Annotated in this window: 20 protein-coding genes and 1 tRNA gene; 8 read left to right on the forward strand and 13 right to left on the reverse strand. The window is 40.2% G+C overall.

The annotated features are described in order from the left end of the window. Window positions 1-8 precede the first annotated feature (8 nt). From LI82_RS12390 to LI82_RS03985, 8 genes are all read right to left on the reverse strand, one after another. Window positions 9-2168, reverse strand: a complete 2160-nt coding sequence (locus LI82_RS12390; protein ID WP_052402711.1) for a KAP family P-loop NTPase fold protein — start codon at window positions 2166-2168, stop codon at window positions 9-11. Between the two features lie 359 nt (window positions 2169-2527). After that, window positions 2528-2737 (reverse strand): hypothetical protein, encoded by a 210-nt coding sequence (locus LI82_RS03955; RefSeq protein WP_048193634.1) that lies wholly within the window; start codon window positions 2735-2737, stop codon window positions 2528-2530. A gap of 11 nt (window positions 2738-2748) precedes the next feature. Further along, complete coding sequence (locus LI82_RS03960) at window positions 2749-4002, reverse strand: hypothetical protein (protein WP_048193635.1); 1254 nt, start codon at window positions 4000-4002, stop codon at window positions 2749-2751. Window positions 4003-4071: 69 nt separating this feature from the next. Next, entirely contained in the window at window positions 4072-4860 is a 789-nt protein-coding gene (locus tag LI82_RS12395) for a TIGR02391 family protein (RefSeq protein ID WP_052402713.1), read from the reverse strand. 50 nt (window positions 4861-4910) lie between these two features. Continuing rightward, the gene (locus LI82_RS03970; RefSeq protein ID WP_048193636.1) at window positions 4911-6014 is read right to left on the reverse strand and encodes a hypothetical protein; all 1104 of its coding nucleotides are present in this window, start codon (window positions 6012-6014) and stop codon (window positions 4911-4913) included. A 436-nt stretch (window positions 6015-6450) separates the two neighbouring features. Further along, window positions 6451-7626 carry an aminotransferase class I/II-fold pyridoxal phosphate-dependent enzyme gene (locus tag LI82_RS03975; protein WP_048193637.1) on the reverse strand — a complete coding sequence of 392 codons (1176 nt, stop codon included), beginning with the start codon at window positions 7624-7626 and terminating at the stop codon, window positions 6451-6453. 50 nt (window positions 7627-7676) lie between these two features. Next, complete coding sequence (locus tag LI82_RS03980; RefSeq protein ID WP_048193638.1) at window positions 7677-8168, reverse strand: Lrp/AsnC family transcriptional regulator; 492 nt, start codon at window positions 8166-8168, stop codon at window positions 7677-7679. 42 nt (window positions 8169-8210) lie between these two features. Further along, a complete protein-coding gene (locus LI82_RS03985) occupies window positions 8211-8588 on the reverse strand; it encodes a 30S ribosomal protein S8e (protein WP_048193639.1) in 378 nt (125 codons plus the stop codon). Window positions 8589-8786: 198 nt separating this feature from the next. Between LI82_RS03985 and LI82_RS03990 the strand changes: the two genes are divergently transcribed. After that, window positions 8787-9701 (forward strand): ribonuclease Z, encoded by a 915-nt coding sequence (locus tag LI82_RS03990; protein WP_048193640.1) that lies wholly within the window; start codon window positions 8787-8789, stop codon window positions 9699-9701. Window positions 9702-9789: 88 nt separating this feature from the next. Next, window positions 9790-10536: a hypothetical protein gene (locus LI82_RS03995; RefSeq protein WP_048193641.1), complete on the forward strand. Its 747-nt coding sequence runs from the start codon at window positions 9790-9792 to the stop codon at window positions 10534-10536. Window positions 10537-10668: 132 nt separating this feature from the next. Here the strand turns inward: LI82_RS03995 and LI82_RS04000 are convergent, their stop codons facing one another. Next, window positions 10669-10938 (reverse strand): hypothetical protein, encoded by a 270-nt coding sequence (locus tag LI82_RS04000; protein WP_048193642.1) that lies wholly within the window; start codon window positions 10936-10938, stop codon window positions 10669-10671. A gap of 39 nt (window positions 10939-10977) precedes the next feature. Then, a complete protein-coding gene (locus LI82_RS04005) occupies window positions 10978-12093 on the reverse strand; it encodes an AAA family ATPase (RefSeq protein WP_048193643.1) in 1116 nt (371 codons plus the stop codon). A gap of 367 nt (window positions 12094-12460) precedes the next feature. Here LI82_RS04005 and LI82_RS04010 point away from each other — a divergent pair, with 367 nt between their 5' ends. The 4 genes from LI82_RS04010 (at window position 12461) to LI82_RS04025 (ending at window position 15409) form a co-directional block, all read left to right on the forward strand. Continuing rightward, the gene (locus LI82_RS04010; protein ID WP_048193644.1) at window positions 12461-12832 is read left to right on the forward strand and encodes a response regulator; all 372 of its coding nucleotides are present in this window, start codon (window positions 12461-12463) and stop codon (window positions 12830-12832) included. 22 nt (window positions 12833-12854) lie between these two features. Beyond that, entirely contained in the window at window positions 12855-14333 is a 1479-nt protein-coding gene (locus tag LI82_RS04015) for a response regulator (protein ID WP_048193645.1), read from the forward strand. A 139-nt stretch (window positions 14334-14472) separates the two neighbouring features. Next, window positions 14473-15249, forward strand: coding sequence for a sulfide-dependent adenosine diphosphate thiazole synthase (locus tag LI82_RS04020; protein WP_048193646.1), 777 nt, complete (start codon window positions 14473-14475; stop codon window positions 15247-15249). An 85-nt stretch (window positions 15250-15334) separates the two neighbouring features. Beyond that, a tRNA-His gene (locus LI82_RS04025) sits at window positions 15335-15409 on the forward strand. Window positions 15410-15737: 328 nt separating this feature from the next. Here the strand turns inward: LI82_RS04025 and LI82_RS04030 are convergent. The 3 genes from LI82_RS04030 to LI82_RS04040 form a co-directional block, all read right to left on the reverse strand. Then, complete coding sequence (locus LI82_RS04030) at window positions 15738-16085, reverse strand: DUF356 domain-containing protein (RefSeq protein WP_048193647.1); 348 nt, start codon at window positions 16083-16085, stop codon at window positions 15738-15740. Window positions 16086-16205: 120 nt separating this feature from the next. Beyond that, window positions 16206-17015, reverse strand: coding sequence for a pyrroline-5-carboxylate reductase (gene proC / locus LI82_RS04035; RefSeq protein ID WP_048193648.1), 810 nt, complete (start codon window positions 17013-17015; stop codon window positions 16206-16208). An 88-nt stretch (window positions 17016-17103) separates the two neighbouring features. Beyond that, window positions 17104-17598 (reverse strand): multiprotein bridging factor aMBF1, encoded by a 495-nt coding sequence (locus tag LI82_RS04040; RefSeq protein WP_048193649.1) that lies wholly within the window; start codon window positions 17596-17598, stop codon window positions 17104-17106. A gap of 83 nt (window positions 17599-17681) precedes the next feature. Here LI82_RS04040 and LI82_RS04045 point away from each other — a divergent pair, with 83 nt between their 5' ends. Further along, window positions 17682-18965, forward strand: coding sequence for a proteasome-activating nucleotidase (locus tag LI82_RS04045; RefSeq protein WP_052402714.1), 1284 nt, complete (start codon window positions 17682-17684; stop codon window positions 18963-18965). An 18-nt stretch (window positions 18966-18983) separates the two neighbouring features. Beyond that, window positions 18984-19574, forward strand: coding sequence for an endonuclease dU (locus LI82_RS04050; protein WP_048193650.1), 591 nt, complete (start codon window positions 18984-18986; stop codon window positions 19572-19574).

Consider the following 19574-nt stretch of genomic DNA (forward strand, 5'->3'; position numbering starts at 1 on the left):
TGAAATTATCACTCTTCATAATCGGGTGTTGGTTTGCTCATTTTTCCAATTTCTTCCAAGCAAACTTCAAGAGCATGTTTTTCTTTCTTATTTAAAAGGATATAATTTGAAGATTCTTTTATCAGTATTATCCTTTCTTTTATATTATCCAGCCCTGTAATTTCTTTCAATGCATCAACATTAATCTTATCGGTAACTTCCGATAAATAATTTGTAATAGTATGGCTATAGCTCTTTGTCATCATGCTTGCTATTAGCTTTGGCAATGCAACGTCATTTGAAACTATGTTTTGCATGAACTCTTCATGTGGATAATCACTATTCCATTGTTTCCACAGGATAAGAATAGTATATATGTGAGTGGATTCTATTAAAGTTCCATTTTCTGCCCATCTTCGAATTTTATCACAAGCTAACTTTTCCAACCTTTGAAGTTGTTCTAAATTTATCAGTTGTTGTTCTTCAGGAATATCAGGTTCTTTATAGTCATACTTGCCATGTTTTTCGTTTTGTAAATCAATTTCCCATACAAATGTGTATAGACTATTATGTGTATTATTGATGCTCCTTTCTAAAATATTAAATCGTTCTTCTTGAGTTTCAATTTGCTCAAGTAGTGAAGAAATAATCCAATGAATCTTCAACGAAGTCCCATAAAATATAGATTCATCTTCAGGGAATGAATCGCCAACTTCCATAATTGCATTAACTAAGCTTTCAATGTTATCAGCAGGTATTTTGTCAGTGTAATCGGGGAATACCTTGAGGAAATCTAAAAGCTTATTATCTTCGATGATTTCTTCAATGAATTTGGAAATTTCGGCAACATCATCTGTATTGCAAAGCGTATTTATTTCAGACTGTGATAACTTTCCTTCTGATAGAGCAAACTTGAAATATCTATCAAAAACATCATCACTGCATACACGGCGATTCTTTCTCCATCTATCCAAAAAACTGCCATCATGACTATGAATTTCATAGAGAGAAGTAATTTTTGGGAATAATACTGTCATATATTCTTTCAGGAACTTTTTAGACTCATCATCAGTTTCCTCAATTATTTCATCACAGATTCGCTTATGCACATCTCTTTGTGATTCGGCTTGACGCAGCATTATACCCGCAAAAACATGTTTGTTAGATTTAATTCCGTGATAAACTTCCGGTAAAAATACCTGAATTGCAGTTATTGCAATGAAATCAATGACATTTACTTCTTCTTTTATTATTTCATAATTAAAGGTTAAAACGTTAATATATCGGTTTATATCTCTTATATTTTTAAAGAAGTATTTGAAACCACTATGATAGACATTGCCCCAATATACTCTGTCAAAATCAACGTGTGGATTACTTTTAATAATCTTATCAAGTTGCTCAAATAACAGTGTTTCATATTCCTGCATTGAATAGTCTGGTAATTCAAAAGGAACCTGTATTATTTTTTCCAGATATTGATTTCCATTCCCACATTGTTCAGCTACCAGAGCTTTTGCAACAACTTCTCTATCAAAAGTTAGAATATATGTAGTGTTTGGAAAATCAGCTATAGACTTAACAAGTTGGAATATTTGTCTAATTTCAACCTTATTCAACCGGTCAATATCATCAATCACAACAATTATGCGAGCATCAAGTTCACGTAAATTTTTGGAGATTTCCTCTTTTGTTTCTTCTAAACCCTTTTCAAGATAATTACTCGCAGCATCAGTACCATCAGCAACAGCTTCTGATGCTGTTGAAGTAATTGATGCAAATGCACTAATTCCTGGAACATATGATAATGGTGAAATGATTTTTGAATATGTTCTCAGCAATTTCCCAGCAGTTTTCAACAAAACACTATAATCTACTTTCTCAAAAGTATTCGATAATTGCTTAAAAAACTGCTCTATCAATTGATTTTGATTCGAAAAATTCCAAGGATTAAAATTTATGATAATTGGTTTTTCGTTATTATCTAAATTTGATGCTTTTTCTTCAACGTGTTCCAAAGCCATGTTGATAAATGATGTTTTTCCAGACCCCCATTTTCCATAAATACCTATTACATGACATTCTTTGCTTGAGTCTACTAATAATGCATCACCTAATGCCTTAGCAACACCTTTCCTTCCAAGAGCATCATCATCACTTGATTTAATTGGTTTGTCTGGATTAATCATTTTATAGCACACCTTCTATTTTGTTGATGAAGTATCTACATGCTATAAGATTTTATCGAAAATATGTTGATGCATGCACAAAAATTTCAATGAAATAAACCAGAACTATTTAATTGGAACTTCACACTTTCTCCAAAACATTGACTTCATAAAAAATAATACTTCGACAAAGGGGTGTCATTGATAAACTTCGATGAAGGGGTCTGTTCATTTATATACAAAATGAATACTTCGATGGAGGTCTATTTAAAGTATATATATGAATAATACTTCGATGAAGGGGTTAAACTTCGACAAGGGTTATCAGCTCTGTATAAAATAATACTTCGATAAAGGGGTACATAAACAAAAATATTAAATTATAACCTATCTTTTATTACAGCCAGATTATCATCAATTTTTCTCATAGCATCTAATGCTGCTGACAGTTCTTCCACAAAACTATTTTCTTTTAGATAGTCAATATTATCTTCCAGATGCATCTTCTTTGTGTTCAGAAAATTATATTCCGATACAAGTTCAAAATAAGTGTAACCTTCAATCTTATTTATGAAAATATCTCTATCCAATTATGTCACCTTCAATAATCTAATATTTCCACTACATCATTTGTTGGCGAATAGGCTGCACCTTTTCTTTTAAGTTCATCTATAGCGTATTCAATAAGCCAGTGGTCGATGGTCACATGTTTTGGAACTTCAGCAATAGAAAACGATACCCTTGTGCCAAAAGTATCTTTAAGTTCATCATATGCTCTTTGGGCTTCTGCTGATAATTTATCTTTTCCAGAACGTGATAGGTTTGGAATATCAATTCTTGATGAATAGTGAAACATATCCATCCATAAATCTACACATTCATCAACATATTCTGGTGCTACTTTATCTTTAAATTTTAATCTCGCAAAAGCAGAGCTTATTTTAGAAGGAGTAGTGCCAATGTCTTGACTGTAATTAACAGCATTTGCAGCAACAAAAGCATCCCTTACTTCATAGATTTTATCTCTTACGTGCTTATTTGTCTTTTCAGATATTTCAGGTTCGAAAAGCAAAGCATCTAACATTTTTGCACGCATTAATGGAGCTTCATAATAAAGAGTTTCTTTATATTGTAATGGTTTTTTAAACTCAATTTCTTCTACTAATGCCATTGGAACATGGACAGAAAGTTCTTTAGGATTACTTACTGAAAGGTTCACTTCTTTGCTTCTGGACGGATTTAGTTTTTTTTCTGTATCTAATTGGTTAAAATAGTACTCTGATTTAGTCTTTTTAAAATCAGGTGGTATCACTTGCATCAACCGTTTGAACTCATTCCAATGTTTTTTCTTAGCTGTGAGAACAGCAGAATCAATTCCGCCCTTTCCATTAGAACCGATTACTGGTGACGACATTGTACAGAGAGCAAGACAAAATGAAAGTGGTTCAATGTAATCTTCAGTATGCATGAATGGAATCTTGAAATATTCAATATACTCTTCAGGGTCAAGCGATTCCCTATGGATAAATTTGTTTGGACTTATTTTGTCCCAACGACTGACATATTTGACATTCAGTTTTCTAAAAGATGTTCTTGTTCCGAGTACTTTATGTTCAGATTCATATGAAGCAACCTTTACACATTCCCCTTCTTTTGGAAAATCTCCATTTTCTATCACATATACTTCGTTTTTAGGAGTTTTGAGAAAAGGCGATGGGTCGAGATAAAATCGTCTACGGCTTCTTTTATCATATCTGACAAAACCAATATCTTCATTTTCGAAAATTAAATCATATTCAGTAGCAGAAAACTCATATCCTCGTTCCCTGTTGTTCAACGATTTTGTTAGTGACAATTTGAAGCTCCCTTATAGGCAGAGATAGTACATCAATAGAATATCATTATTTCGAGTCAATTGTGGGACTCATATATCTCCCTTCTGAAAGACAACTGTAGATTCAATTTGACGATATAGATAACTCATTAAACTAAGAACATCCAATGCATCTTCACGCGTCATTTTCCAGTGAAGCTCTGGTTCATGACCTTGCGGATTTCGTATTGCACTCATGAGTCCAGCACAAAGATGCATTAATCCCTGTTGTTCATTACGTTCTGTTTCTGTTTGTTGTGCATTGAGCTTCAGGCATCCCTTAAGTGAAAGAGCCTCAGTCATTAATTTGGAACCATGTTTATCAGTATCAGCTTTTTCACTGACATATTTATCAAATGCTTTACAACATTCAAAGACGGCGTGAAAATATCGCCCTTCATTAAAGAGCTTAAATGCATGCTTTTTTATTTCAGGATGATAATGTCGAGAATTGAATAATTTAGCATCTTCTGTGACCTTTGATTGCAGTTTAGGTTCAATGCTTGAATCTTTAATAATTTTCCCATTATCGTTAACTCTTAGTTTGTAATAACTTAGTATTTCATTGACCTGCTCCAATAATCTGGAAAAACCATCTTTATCCTGGATAAATTCTTCAGGACTGCAAAGCTGTTCAATCACTTTTGCAATTGCAAAATAGCCATTTGTGTTCTGTATATCTTTTAATCTATCATACACAAATCGCCATTTCGTTGTTCCATCATGTTGAATATCATTATATCCAATCTTGTGAAAGAATTCAGTAATTTCAGAACCAGTGTACTTGTCACCAATTATTTTTGAAAGATTCTCAAGTGCTGAATGTGAAAAATTATCCATGCTATATGTCACCTATTAATTTATTGTACAGAAAGTGGAACTCATATGAATTAATTCGATACAATCTCACTGATGGCTCTTTTCAATTTATCATCAGATTTTCCGAAAACATATTTGCTGTAACATTTAGCACAACGATAGATGCTAATTTCAAATCGTGAATCAATTTCTGTAACAGGTATTACTGAAATGTTGTGACCTTCGTTTCCACAATCAAAGCAAATGCCTTTTGTTCCCAAAGCCAGTAGTTTCTGTTTTTTAGCTTCTATTTCAGTTGTTCTCTGTTCATCTCTCAATTGATATTCTGTTCGAAGCCGCTTTTGTTCTTCTTCTCTCAACAAGCGTTCTTCTTTAAGTCGCTTTTGTTCTTCTGCAAGTCTTATCTGCCTTTTCTGCTCTTGTTGTCTTTTGATTTCATCTTCTTTTTGCCGAGCAAGGCGACGTTTCAGCTCTATTTTTTCGAATACGGTTCTTTCATTGCATCTGTCAAGTTCTGAAAACAAAGAATATAAAGCGGCATTTAAATCAGCTTGAAAAATCTTTTCACGTAAATGCAAATTTTCCATTAGCATCCTTGAAGTTGTAAGGACGTGCACGTTGCAACCATTGCGGTACAGGCTGAATGTTATTTTTGAATATTTGCCTTTATGATAATCGAGCAAATCGTCTTCATTATCTACGTTTATATAGATTACATCAATTCCATTTTGCAAATAGTATTCACTCTTTTCCTCGGAGTCTTCATGTTTGTGAACAATTTCGATTGCTGTTACTACATTACCTGCTTCATCATACAATGATAGGTCTGGAATGAAGCCATCCACCGCTTTTTCTACTTCAATTCGTGAAGCTCCATTAACCACATTATGAGTGAATTCTCTTTGTTCAGTGAATGGATTCTTACGAAGGTGGGGAGAATATTTGGTCTTTTGTGAGGTAGATTCCGGTATACCATATGCAATTCGAGTGTATTCCTTCCCATAATCGGGACACTCAAAAACCAATGGGAATGAGGTATTTTTGTCAAGGCAATCTTTTATTTTTTGATAGAATAACCATTTTGTGTCCTGATGTAGTGGGGTTTCGCTGACATGGTCAACTTTGACAAGATGCCTGAAGTGATGTTCATTTTTATTTCCCTTTGCTGAAATCATGGTTGAATCGCATTCAGGACATGTGAACTTTGGTCTGTTTGTTAATGGAACACTGGCTATGTGCCAAAATATCCCATCTTCATCTTTAGCAACACTATATTGTACGATGTTAATTCCCCGTCAAAGAAAATGACAATGTTGTATATAAAAGTAAAGTATGCAATGTGAAAGTAATGCATATTTCACAAGAGATTTTTACAAACATTTTCCAAAAAGAATTGGTATGGTTATGTGTGAGAATTGGAATATGAATCAAGCTGATGGCAATTGTAACAGCATTTCATAAAACATTTTATTAATAAGTAAATACAATTTTTATATAACACGGTTCAACCAAGCTTGTCGTGTTGTAAATTGGGGTGATTGAAAAATAAAATGAAGCTAACGTCTACAACATGAAGTCAATCGACTTCATGGTACACGCAAAATAAGGCTATCATAATCCGTCTACAAATGTGCCTATCCTGTCAATAGCTTCCTTGATATCTTCCCTTGATGCTGCATAGGCACAGCGAAGGAATCCTGCTCCGGTATCTCCGAAGATATCTCCTGGGATTGTAACAACGTTCTGCTCTTGAAGCAGCCTTTCTGCAAATTCGTCAGATGTCAGCCCTGTGCTCTTGATGGATGGGAATGCATAGAATGCTCCTTTTGGGTTGAAGCAATCCAGTCCTATATCGTTCAATCCTCCAACGATGAGCTTCCTGCGCCTGTCGTACTCCCGGACCATTTTGCTAACTTCTTCCTCTCCGTTGCGAAGTGCTTCGATAGCACCAACCTGTGCTGTTATTGGGGCGCAGAGCATGGAATACTGGTGGATCAGCATCATCGAATTGATGATCTCCGGGGCTGCCATTGCATATGCCATCCTGAATCCTGTCATTGCATATGCCTTTGAGAATCCGTTCAGCATGATGGTCCGGTCACGCATTCCTTCAAGGGCTGAAAAACATGTATGCTTTCCCTCGTAGGTAAGTCTCTCGTAGACGTCATCTGATATCATCATAATATCATGTTCTACAATGACATCTGCAATGGCTTCCAGTTCATCTCTGTCCATTGTGGCGCCGGTAGGATTATTGGGATAGTTTATGATGACTGCTTTTGTTTTGTTCGTAATAGCAGCTTCTATCTCTTCGGCTGTGATACTGAAATCATTCACTCCTTTTGCACCAATGGTAACAGGAACTCCGCCTGCGAATATTATGGAGGGCACGTAAGCCACATATGATGGCTGTACTACGATGATCTCATCACCAGGATTTGTGATTGCCCGTATCGCAAGGTCAAGTGCTTCACTTACACCTGTGGTGACAAGTATCTCGTCGTTTGGGTCATAGTATACATTGTGCCTTTTTGTGTATGACCTTGAGATCTCTTCACGAAGCTCCATAAGGCCATAGTTAGAGGTGTATGATGTTTCCCCATGTTCGATTGAGTGTATGCACGCTTCCCTTATGTGCCATGGTGTCACATAATCAGGTTCTCCAACTCCAAGGGATATGACGTCTTCGCTGTCTGACGCCATGTCGAAGAACTTTCGAATACCCGATGGGGGTACTTTTTGCATACTGTTCGATACAAACCGGGAGGGGTTACATTGTGTTCTCAAGATAGATGCCTCCATTATGAATGGGGAAAGCAGGTCAGAATAAAAAAGTATTATGGGGAGACTGCAAGTCTCTTGACCTGATCTGGCTCATCCAGAATCAGCCCATTTTCCTTGTAGGTTTTCAGAACAAAGTGGGTGGCAGTGCTCTGGACCTGGTCCAATGTCGCGATCTTCTCCGCTACGAAGAATGCGACCTGTTTCATGGAATTGCCGCGCACTGTAATTGAAATGTCATGTTCTCCGGAAAGTAGTCTTACTGAGCGTACTTCCGGGAACTTGTAAAGCCTCTCGGCAATTGCCTGATATCCCAGTTTGCGTTCCAGTTGAACCTTAAGCTCAATTATGGCATAAACATAGTTCTCGCCTGCCAGTTCCCAGTCGATGATGGTCTTGTATTTGCGAATGATCTTCGCTTTCTCAAGATACTCTATCTTCTGGCTCACTTCCTCAACGGTCATGCCGGTGAGTGATGCGATCTCTTCTGGTACGATCCTTGCGTCTTCTTCAAGGATCTCCAGTATGTTGCGTGTTTGCTCATCCATACCTGAAACATCCTGGGTTTAAAAAAAGTTGATCAAGTAATATTACTCGATCAATACTGCGTTGACCACGCCATCCTGTCCAGGGCGGCTTGTGACAATAGCATTGCCAGCTGCGGTCTTGATTACTGAGCCCTTTGTGATGGTGTTACGTCTGATGTAGTGCTCGTTTGCAGTGTTGTCAACAACTGTTTCGATAGCTGAAACAACTGTCTTTCCATCTGCAGGGTTTGTGACGTTTGCAGTGTTGCTCTGCAGGAGCCTTACCTTTCTGTTTCCGCCACGTGTTGAGATGTTCTTCCTCTTTGTGTCAGCAACATGTGTTTCTGCAGGTTCACGCCCGAGTTCGTATTTCCTCTTGCCGCGTGATGATTTGATCTTTGCTCCTGTGTATTTCCTTTTTGATCTTCCCTGAAATTGCATAAATTTATCCTCTTATTAATTAATAGTGATATGAATTTCTATCATATATAATCGGTTAATGGACTTCCTTTACTAATAGGATTCTATATGAACTTTTCGAGCCGCTCTGATCTGTCGCAAGTTATCTATCAGCAAGTATCTATTAATGGGTTCAAATGTGATAAAAGATAAATAATTTTATCGCATAATCATTAATACATGCTTCTTGTAACATTTTTAGGTACCGGTGGTTCTTTACCCACTAAGAACCGCAATCCTTCCGCGATCATGGTCAACAGGGACGGGGAACTTATCATGTTCGACTGTGGGGAAGGTGCTCAGCAGCAGATGATGCGTGCAAAGACAGGGATGATGAACCTCTCCTCTATATTTATCACGCATTTCCATGCAGATCATATTCTCGGCATACCCGGTCTTGTACAGACCATGTCCTTCCAGGGGAGGACCGAACCACTCACCATATATGGTCCTGAATGGGTGGAAGAGTTCGTAAAGTTGCTTTCGGCTCTTGGCTACTACAAGCTGAAGTTCGAGATAAAGGCTGTCAGAATGGAGCGCGGTGATGTTGTAAAGCGGGATGGTTATTCTGTCGTTGCTTTACAGACAGATCACAACGTACGTAGCATTGGGTATGCCCTGGTGGAAGATCCGAGGCCGGGAAAGTTCGACCGGAAAAAAGCTATGGAACTTGGTGTTCCGATAGGACCTCTCTTTTCAAAACTCCATAAAGGGGAGGATGTGGAGGTTGATGGCAAGGTCATAAGTTCCGAAGATGTGGTGGGTGAATCCCGGCCAGGAAGGACTATTATATACAGCGGTGATACGAGACCCTGCAGGGATATCCTGGAAGCGAGTGAGGATGCTGACCTTTTAATACATGATGGAACGCTTGCTGACGAAAAGCTCGAATGGGCAAAGGAAGCAAAACATTCCACCGCAGGTGAGGCTGCAGCACTGGCAAAGAGGGCGGGTGTAAAGAAACTGGTGCTGACACATGTCAGTTCAAGGTATTCAGATGATGTTTCTCCTTTGCTGAACGATGCAAAAGCAATATTTGAAGATGTTATAATTGCAGAAGACCTGATGTCCATCGAAGTTCCCTATAAGGGATGAATAAGCTTCGATTCCTTTTATTTTCTGCATTACACAACTCTTTTAAGTTCAGGCACCCAAACTATTACTTGTAATGGTTGGTGGTGCCATGTCAGATGAACGACATACTTGCAAGTCTCATAATCTAGGTGGAAAAGAGGTAATTGATCCCTATCACATAAGTGAGTTCAATGATGTGATAATGAAGATAGCTTCCCTGAAGGGCGAGGATGTCCTGATGTCCCGGGGCATCGATAAAATTACTACTAAGGTCTGTAATACTGCAGTACGGCTTGCGCAAGATGATCATGAAATACCTTTGAACCGTATTGACCAGGCCATAGCACTTAATTTTGCAAGGCCAAAACAAGTGGAGCATGATATTAACAGTATCATTTCTGAAAAGATGAAACTTGGCCAGATGTTTCGATACCCTGAAACTTTTCGTTATGATCAGACTCGTAAAAAGGACCTTGTTCCTCGTAAAGTCTCTGTGGAAAAGAAACTGGGCATCAATATGAATTATGCAATAGAGGCATTATATGCACAGGAGAATTCCGCAGACCTGTGGAATATTATTATTAATCATGAATGGTTCGAGCTTAGTACTGAACCTGTCTTCGATCTGATGCCAGAGATGTTGCCTTCGAATTCTGAGTATGGTAGTCTATTGGGGGTGGTTAATATACTCCGCTTTTTCGATATGGATTCAATACGCAGGGAGTGGCAAGGCCCTGTTGATCTGTTCTATCAGGGTTGTGTGGATACGTTGATTAAGCACAAGGTTGCTGAAATAGAGGTTCCTGGTGAAAAGGGTCTTAGTCACACTTACAAGATCAAGTGGATCGATGAATGAATGAATGAATGAATGAATGAATGAATTGCTTATTATGCGTATCAATGAGTTAGTGGCAGGTTTAATGGGCCAAACAGCAAATTAAGTTATAATTTAATTAACAAATAAAAAAGGTAGGTTGCTGGATCATTATCATAATATGGTCCAGTCAAGCTCGTTATCGTCTTCATCATAGAGGTGAACTTCCATGGACATTTCCTCTAATCCATAAGGCAGCTCCTTTACGCCTATGAAAAGTGAATCTCCAATGTTTACGTTGAAGCCTTCTGCCTTGACCTTCGCAAAGTATACTCTGCCTCCGGAATTCACATCTTCGACGGTAACTCCTTTCCACTGTTTCAGGTTGTCAATAATGTTCACTACTTTGCATTCGAACCTGTCATTTTCTTTGATGGTGGTCATAATATCACGTTTAATTTATTAGGATTAAGCTTTCATTTTTCATATATAAAGTCTATTCAAAGTACCAGTGTCTTCTTTTTTAACCAGTTTGGAAATTGCATTCTCAAAAAGTTCCTGTGTGACCTCTTCCCGGTCATCTATGATCGCCTGATGCAATGCATTCTTTAGAACTTTTTCTACAATATCCCTTCCTGAAAGTCCTGCTGTAAGCTTTGCGACCCTTTGCAGGTCAATCTCTTTGGCAGGAAGTGGGAATGTGCTTATGTTCTGTTCAATTATCATATGGCGGTCCTGCTCATCGGGTAACATGAACTCGATCTCTTCCTCAAATCGGCTCCTTACGGCAGAATCAAGGCTATCGATACGGTTCGTTGCTCCTATGGTGCAAACTCCCTTGCGCTCCACGATCCCATCCATTTCGGTAAGCAGTGCGTTCACGATCTCTGCCACATCTCCTCTTAGTTCCTGGAATTTCCTGTCCAGTGCAATGGCATCCAGTTCGTCAATGAAGATTATGCATGGCTGCATCTCTTCAGCCCTATCATAAAGCTGGTGTATCTGGCGGGCACCTTCTCCTACAAATTCTCCGATAAGCTGTGTAGCCTTTATAGGCAACAGCGGTACCTCTGTTTTGTTGGCAAGAGCTTTTGCGAGCATTGTCTTGCCAGTTCCGGATGGGCCATAGAACAGTACGTTTCGGGGCGCCCATTTACCAAATCTGTCCGCATCTTCGAGAAAACGCTCGATAAGTTTACATTTCCTACGGGCAGTCGTCTGGCCGATAACATCTTCAAATGTGATCCTTGTCGCAAACTCGGGTGTAATAGGGACCTTATCATCCTCATTGACAACTATGGTGGTTTCCATTCCAATGACCGATTCGGGCGGTTCCACATCGAGGATCTTGTAAGCAAAGTCGGGGTACATTCTGTGGTCAAAAAGGTATTCTCCCTTGCGTGCCAGAAATCCCTTCCACTGTTTTCTTGCATATTGTTCGAAGATATCAGGGTCTTCTATCTCTGGATATTCATCAAGCATACTGCTAAGTGGGTACCCCTTGGGTTTTAGTATGACTATGTCTGCAGTGGAGTCGGATGTTTCGATGTTTTCTTCCCTATTTCTATTTAGTGTTGTCTTCTGGGCAGATCTGACTATTTTATCAACTCTTTTTCGTCTTACGATGAGGGTATTAGTAAACGATCTGATTTAATCTATTTCCTGAAAGCTCCTCCTCTATATTTCATCTGGAGCTCGAATGGTGGATATATTACTAATCTTAGAATGAGGCAACTAATTACATTTCTGTATATGATCTTAACGGGATAATTATTATATATTGACCTGTGATATATTATATGCAAAAAGTGATAGTTCTATAAAGATGTTTTATAGTATGCCAGAATGGGTGCATGATGTCAGGTTTGTTGGTGTGTTTTCCTTAATATGGCGGTACGCAGGTGTTCCTGATAAAATTTAAAGAGAGCTACCAATTTTAAATAACGATCGTTCAAAAGTGATAATTATGGAACAAATTTTGGTTGTGGAGGATAATCCTATGAATATGGAACTGACTGTGGTTCTGCTGGAATCATGGGGTTATAAGGTTGGGCAGGCAGTAGATGGTGCGCAAGCTCTTAGTGAAGTTAAAAAGGGCAATTATGATCTTATTTTATTGGATATGCAGCTTCCTCGCATGGATGGACTCGAGGTGCTTGAGCATCTTAAGAATGATATGGAAACTGCAGATATACCTGTGGTGGCCCTTACGGCCCATTCAATGACTGGCGATGGGTGTAAGTTCCTGAATGCCGGGTGTACTGGGTATATTTCCAAACCCATCAATGTGCCTGAATTCAAGGATCAAATAGCTGATTATCTAAAGGGATCTGCTTAACGGAGTTATTTTTGGTGTAACTATGAATGAAAGTTCAGTTCCAAAAATACTGGTCGTCGATGATGAACCTTTGAATGTGGAGCTAATGGAGATCTATCTTTCCGGGGATTATGAGGTAATCTCTGCTTATGGTGGTGCAGAGGGACTTGAAAAGGCGAGGACTGAAAATGTCGATCTGGTTCTTCTCGACGTCATGATGCCTGATGTAAGTGGGTTTGATGTATGTACAACCCTGAAGGAGGATCCTCTTTATCAGTTCCTGCCTGTTGTTATGGTAACTGCGCTTTCAGGTAAAGATGATAAAATAAAAAGTATAGAAGCAGGTGCGGACGATTTTCTTTCAAAACCAGTTGACAGGCTTGAGCTTGAGACAAGGGTCAAGTCCCTTATAAAGATCAGGCAACTGCATAATAGTCTCATCTCCCAGCGCGACGAGGCACAGAAATATCTTGATGTTGCAGGTGTCATTCTTCTGGTACTTGACAAGAACCAGAATGTGACGCTTGTCAATAGGAAGGGTTGTGAGATCCTTGAGAGGGATGAAGAGGATGTCATTGGAAAGAATTGGTTCGATTCATTCCTGCCTCCAGAAGAATCCGATCATACGAAGAAGATATTCTCCAGTTTGCTAAATGGTGAAATTGACGAATTTGAATACTCTGAGAATTCCATAATCACTGCTGAAGGTGAGGGGCGGATAATAAGCTGGCATAATTCCCTTCTCATGGATGTGAATGGTAATATTTCAGGTATCTTAAGTTCCGGTGAAGATATCACAGAACGCAAAAAAACAGAAGTTGCATTGAAAGATTATGCAAATCAGCTGGAACATTCCAATGAACTGAAGGATCTTTTTATTGACATTATCCGGCATGATCTAATGAACCCTGCAGGTGCTGTAAAAGGTTTCACTGATATTCTTCTCAAAAGAAGTAAGTTTGAAGATGGTGATTTGCGTATGCTTAAGGCGATCGAGCGTACGAATAAAAAACTTATCACTATGATCGAGAGTGCTGCTACGTTCGCAAAGATCGAGTCAGTATCTAAGGTAAGGCTCAATGTTATGGACCTTGGTGAGATCCTGAACAATGTTACGCACACCCTTGAGTCGCAGTTGAATGAAAACAGGATGAACCTACATATGTCTCTTAAAGGCTCTTATCCTGCACTTGTCGATCCGATGATCGAGCAGGTCTTTGTAAACTTACTGTCAAATGCAATAAAGTACAGTCCTGAGGATACCTGTATCACTGTGGAAATTGAGGATCTTGGTGGGGACTGGAAGGTAACGGTCATGGACCAGGGCTTTGGTATCCTTGATGAGGATAAGGAACTGGTCTTTGAACGCTTTAAGAGGCTGGATAAAGGCAACATAAAAGGTACGGGATTAGGACTTGCTATTGTTAAGAGGGTCGTTGACTTGCATGGCGGTAAGGTCGGTGTTGCTGACAATCCGAATGGGGAAGGCAGCATGTTCTGGGTCACTTTAAAAAAGGCATGATCTTTATTCTCTATTCTTTTTGATTTATCCTTTTCATTCAGTTTTATCCTTTTTGTATAGCGGTGTTTGCCGGTTCCAATAAGTTTAAGATATATGTATCCAATGACCCTTTGGATTTTAATTATCACGAGGCAGTAATATGAAACTTGATGAGGTCACAATTTCAAGAGCGATTATAGACGAGTTCTCTAAGGTATTCCTTGATTACACAGAAGTGGATGTTGCACTTGTAGGTGGAGGGCCTGCAAATCTTGTAGCTGCAAAGTATCTTGCAGAAGCAGGCTTAAAAACAGTGATCTACGAGAAGAAGCTGTCCGTGGGTGGTGGCATGTGGGCTGGCGGAATGATGTTCCCACGTATCGTTGTTCAGGAAGAAGCACGCCATATTCTGGATGATTTTGATATTACCTATCATGAATATGAGGAAGGTTATTACATAGCCAATTCCGTTGAGTCCGTTGGTAAGCTCATAAGTGGTGCAACAACTGCAGGTACTGAGATCTTCAACCTTGTGAATGTTGAAGATGTCATGATCAGGGACAATGATGAGGTATGTGGACTTGTCATCAACTGGACTGCAGTGGAGATCGGAAGACTTCATGTTGACCCTCTGGCAATACGTGCCAAGGTCGTGGTCGATGGTACCGGTCATGAAGCCGCTGTCTGTAATACTGTGCAGCGCAAGGTCCCTGGTGCAAAGCTTGGAGATCTTGGTGTCATCGGTGAGAAGCCAATGTGGGCAGACGTTGGAGAGCGCATGCTTGTGGAAACGACAAAGGAAGTATATCCAAACCTGTATGTTGATGGGATGGCAGCCAATGCCGTAGCAGGTGCACCACGTATGGGTCCGGTATTCGGTGGAATGCTTATTTCCGGTAAACAAGTGGCTGAGCTTATTATTGAAAGGCTCAAATAAGCCCTCTTTCTTCATTTTGAGGAAAAAGTTTATCTAACAAAAGTACTAGTATAAGGTGCTTCGCTGTGAAGCACCCTATTACCATGCCGGGGTAGGGTAGCGGTTATCCTGTAGCCCTGTGGAGGCTACGATCCGAGTTCGACTCTCGGTCCCGGCCCCATTCTCTTTTACGATTCTATAAATTATTACTTGAAGTTCATCTACTAATTATCTTTAAATTCGTTTAAGAAATCTTATAATTTAGTCTATGATCTGTCTTAAGGTCTGTCCTATGATCATCCCATAATTGACCTGGGCAATCTGTCATAAATGCAGTATTAATACAATCTTCATACTATCATTTTATTCTTGACCTTTTATTGTTTATTTCTAAGTATAGTGCTTTAACTACTTCTGTATTTTACAATTTTAAAAATATACTTGAAATTACAAGGCAAGTTATGTGAAAATGAACTAAAAAAAGAAAAATACGGCTGTGATGGCCGCTATTATATTTCGAATGCCCTGTCAAATTCAGGGTAGAGCTCGGAACTGTCTGCGAGTTCCTCAAAAGCATCATGTCTTGGACTGACGATAACAACATGTGCCGGAGGATGTATCTTCCTCAACTTACTGATTGCAGCGCCTGCGTTGGTATCAAGTTCCACCAAAGCAGCAGAATTACATTTTGCTTTTAATGGTACTCCCGAAACGCTTACAAGAAGCTGATCTGCATATGATGGTTCGATCCTTTTTGGATTTGATCCAAACTTCATACTTCCATAGTGTTCAAGATCGTGCAAAGCTATTTTTATTTTATTCGGGTCCTCTGCCCGAATCACCGCAAAAGATTTCATTTTTTGTCCCCACATAAACTTTATTGAAGTTTAATAAAATAAATAGGGTCATAAAGATATATCAATCTTTGGATATTGTTCTTTATTTTATTATTTTATAACTTCAAAGGAAAGTAATCTTTACTTACCTAGCTCCTTTGACCTTGTGGATGACTCAATTACTGCATTCATGAAAGCAGCCCTGATCCCACTCTCTTCGAGAGTGTGTATTCCTCGGATCGTGGTTCCTGCAGGGGATGTTACCATGTCCTTAAGCTCTCCAGGATGCATTCCTGTCTCAAGGACCATCTTTGCGGCACCAAGAACTGTCTGTGCTGCAAGTGTAATAGCGCTTGCACGGTCAAGTCCTTCATAGACTGCACCGTCTGCCATTGCTTCAATAACAGGGAATATGTATGCAGGGCCACTGCCTGAAAGTCCTGTGACTGCGTCCATGAGCTTTTCCGGGACTTCGATGGCACTTCCAAGGGATCTGAATATATCGAGTGCGACCTCTGCATCCTCTTTGGTTGCATTGCTTCCTGTACATATTGCAGATGCAGCTTCAGCGACTGTTGCAGCGATATTTGGCATTACTCGTATGACCCTTGCATCGCTGTTCAACTCATCTTCTATAGCTGCAAGAGGAACGCCGGCAGCAATTGATATTACGAGCTTGTCGGATGTGATGTTATCTTTTATCCGTGCAAGTATGTCTTTAAGTATCTGTGGTTTAATTGCAAGAACGACAATGTCGGAGTTCGCGATGGTATGGGCATTATCTGTGGAAACGCTGATGCCAAGTTCATTATTAAGTTTCTCCAGGGCAGGTTCGTAGACATCACTTGCATAGATGCTGATGTCGCTGTGTGCTCCAAGGATACCTCTTATGAGGGATTCTCCCATTTTTCCTGTGCCTATGAATCCGATCTTCTTGTCTGTAAGGTGCATATTTTTTCCTTTTCCTGATTAGAAATATTTGATGCTTAGTCCGTTTATATAAAAAAAGGCCATTGGTAAATGGCCATAGTCTGCTTTTTTATTTTCTCTTGATGGTCACAATATCGCCAAGGGTAGTACCTTTGTTCAGGCGATCAGCATTCCATTCCCCTTCACCAAGGCGTTCTGTAAGGTGGATATTAAGTGTTTTTTCGATCTTCTTCCTTACAGAATCTTCGGGGACGATCTCTGCTCGTTCGATCTTCTTGATAAGTGATGCCTTTTCCTTTACTTTTGCGGCAAGCACTTCCTGGCTCCATCCTCTTTTTTCACGGGCATCGCGTATGAGCTTGTCGTATTCATCAACAAGTTCATCGTTAAGTTCTGCAAAAGGATCGCGTCTTTGTCCAGTCCTTTTTGGGACATCTCTTCTTATTTGGGGAGATACTGGTGATATCTTCCTGGACACGGGTGATCGAGCTTTTACTGCAGTTCCATACTGTGAGCATTTGCTGCACACTTTAAGCTGGCTTCCATCAATTGTGACGTCTACTGCCTGTCCTTTGATCTCTGTGCCACATATTTCGCATTGCATCTGGTATCATCTCTTAAAGGCTCTTTGCATTGCTCTTTACGAAAGGGCTATATATCGTCTCTACTTAAATATTATTCGGGACTATGAGTGAAACAATAGATGATGAGCCAAGAAACGATAACTACGGCTTCCATAGTATTGGTAATAATGCCGGAGATCTCGTTTCCGGAAACGACGAGGACTTTTCTAAATATCTGCTGGATCGAATGAAGCAGCTGGAGTCTCGCAACACGCTCCTGAAAGAGCAATGTGGGCAAATGGAGTCTGAAAAGCGCTTTATGGAATCCCAGAAGCTCAAGTATGAGCGTGAGTCTCAGAGGCTTCAAACGGAACTGGATCAGTTGAAATCCGTGCCTCTGGTAGTTGCGAATGTGGTTGATGTTTTTGATGATGATAAGGTTCTTATCAGAAGCAGCACCGGTCCACAATTTCTTGTAAAGGCTTCTCTGGAACTTGATAGGGATGTTCTGGTTCCCGGTGTCAGGGTAGCTTTGAATCAGCAGACATTAGCCGTTGTTGAGGTTATTCCCGAATCAGATGAACCTGTTGTATCTGCTATGGAAGTTATCGACTCTCAGGAGGTAGATTATTCCCAGATAGGTGGTCTCGATGACCAGATACGGGAGATCAGTGAATCTGTGGAGCTTCCTTTAACAAGACCGGAATCCTTTGTGCGCATAGGCATCTCCCCTCCTAAAGGGGTAATGCTTTATGGTCCTCCCGGAACCGGGAAAACGCTACTCGCCAAAGCTGTGGCACACAGGACGCATGCTACTTTCATAAGAGTGGTAGGTTCTGAACTTGTGCAGAAATACATAGGTGATGGTGCAAAACTTGTGCGTGATATCTTCGAGATGGCAAGAAAGAAAGCACCTGCTATCATATTTATCGATGAGCTGGATGCCATTGCTGCTACGCGTTTGAATGACACAAACGGTGCAGATCGTGAGGTGCAGCGAACTCTCATGCAGCTGCTTGCCGAGATGGATGGTTTTGACAACAGAGGTGACATTCGCATAATAGCCGCAACCAACCGTCCGGACGTACTTGATCCGGCAATAGTCCGCCCGGGAAGGTTCGACCGTGTTATCGAGATCCCTCTTCCTGATCAGGTCGGTCGTGAGACCATATTCCGCATCCATACTGACTTGCTTTCAATTGATGGCAACGTTGACCATGAGAAACTTGCCAAACTAACTGAAGGTGCAAGTGGTGCTGACATCGGAGCTATTGTCATGGAGGCAGGTATGTTCGCGGTTCGCCAGAACAATGACAGTATCAGTATGTCTAACCTGATCGAAGCTGTGGAAAAGGTCATGTCATCACCGGATGTCATAACTGACCAGTCATTGCAGATGTTCTCATAACACTTTCAGATCGGTCGTGTGAGCTTGGCTTTTCATATCAAACCGGAGATAAGAATACTCGGCATCGATGATTCTGCACTGATTCGTGACAATATATTGATAGTCGGTGCTTTCTTCCGGGGAGGGCAGTGGATGGATGGGGTAATGCGTTCTGAGGTCACCCGGGATGGGATGGACGCTACCGACAGGATCGTAGAAATGGTTACTTCCAGCAAGCATTATGACCAGATAAGGGTCATTATGCTGGATGGTGTCACCTACGCTGGTTTCAATCCGGTGGACATCGTAAAGCTGAACGAGGAAACCGGCATCCCTGTTATTGTCCTTATGCGTGAGGTTCCGGATTTTGAAAAAATAAAAAGCGCACTGTGTCATCTGCCGGATGCCGATAAGCGGTTACAGATGATGATGCGCGCAGGTCGGGTCATCAGGGCAATATCAAAGGACCCCTCAAATCCTGTTTTCATTCAGTGTGCAGGCATTGAAGCTTGCCTGGCATGTGAGATAGTACGTTTGTCTTCCACAAGGGGTAACATTCCCGAACCCTTGCGTATTGCTCATATGATCGCCACAGGTATTGTTTGTGGCGAATCAAGGGGGAAGGCCTGA

Origin of the sequence: Methanococcoides methylutens (assembly GCF_000765475.1) — an archaeon.
GTDB classification, from domain to species: Archaea; Halobacteriota; Methanosarcinia; order Methanosarcinales; family Methanosarcinaceae; genus Methanococcoides; species Methanococcoides methylutens.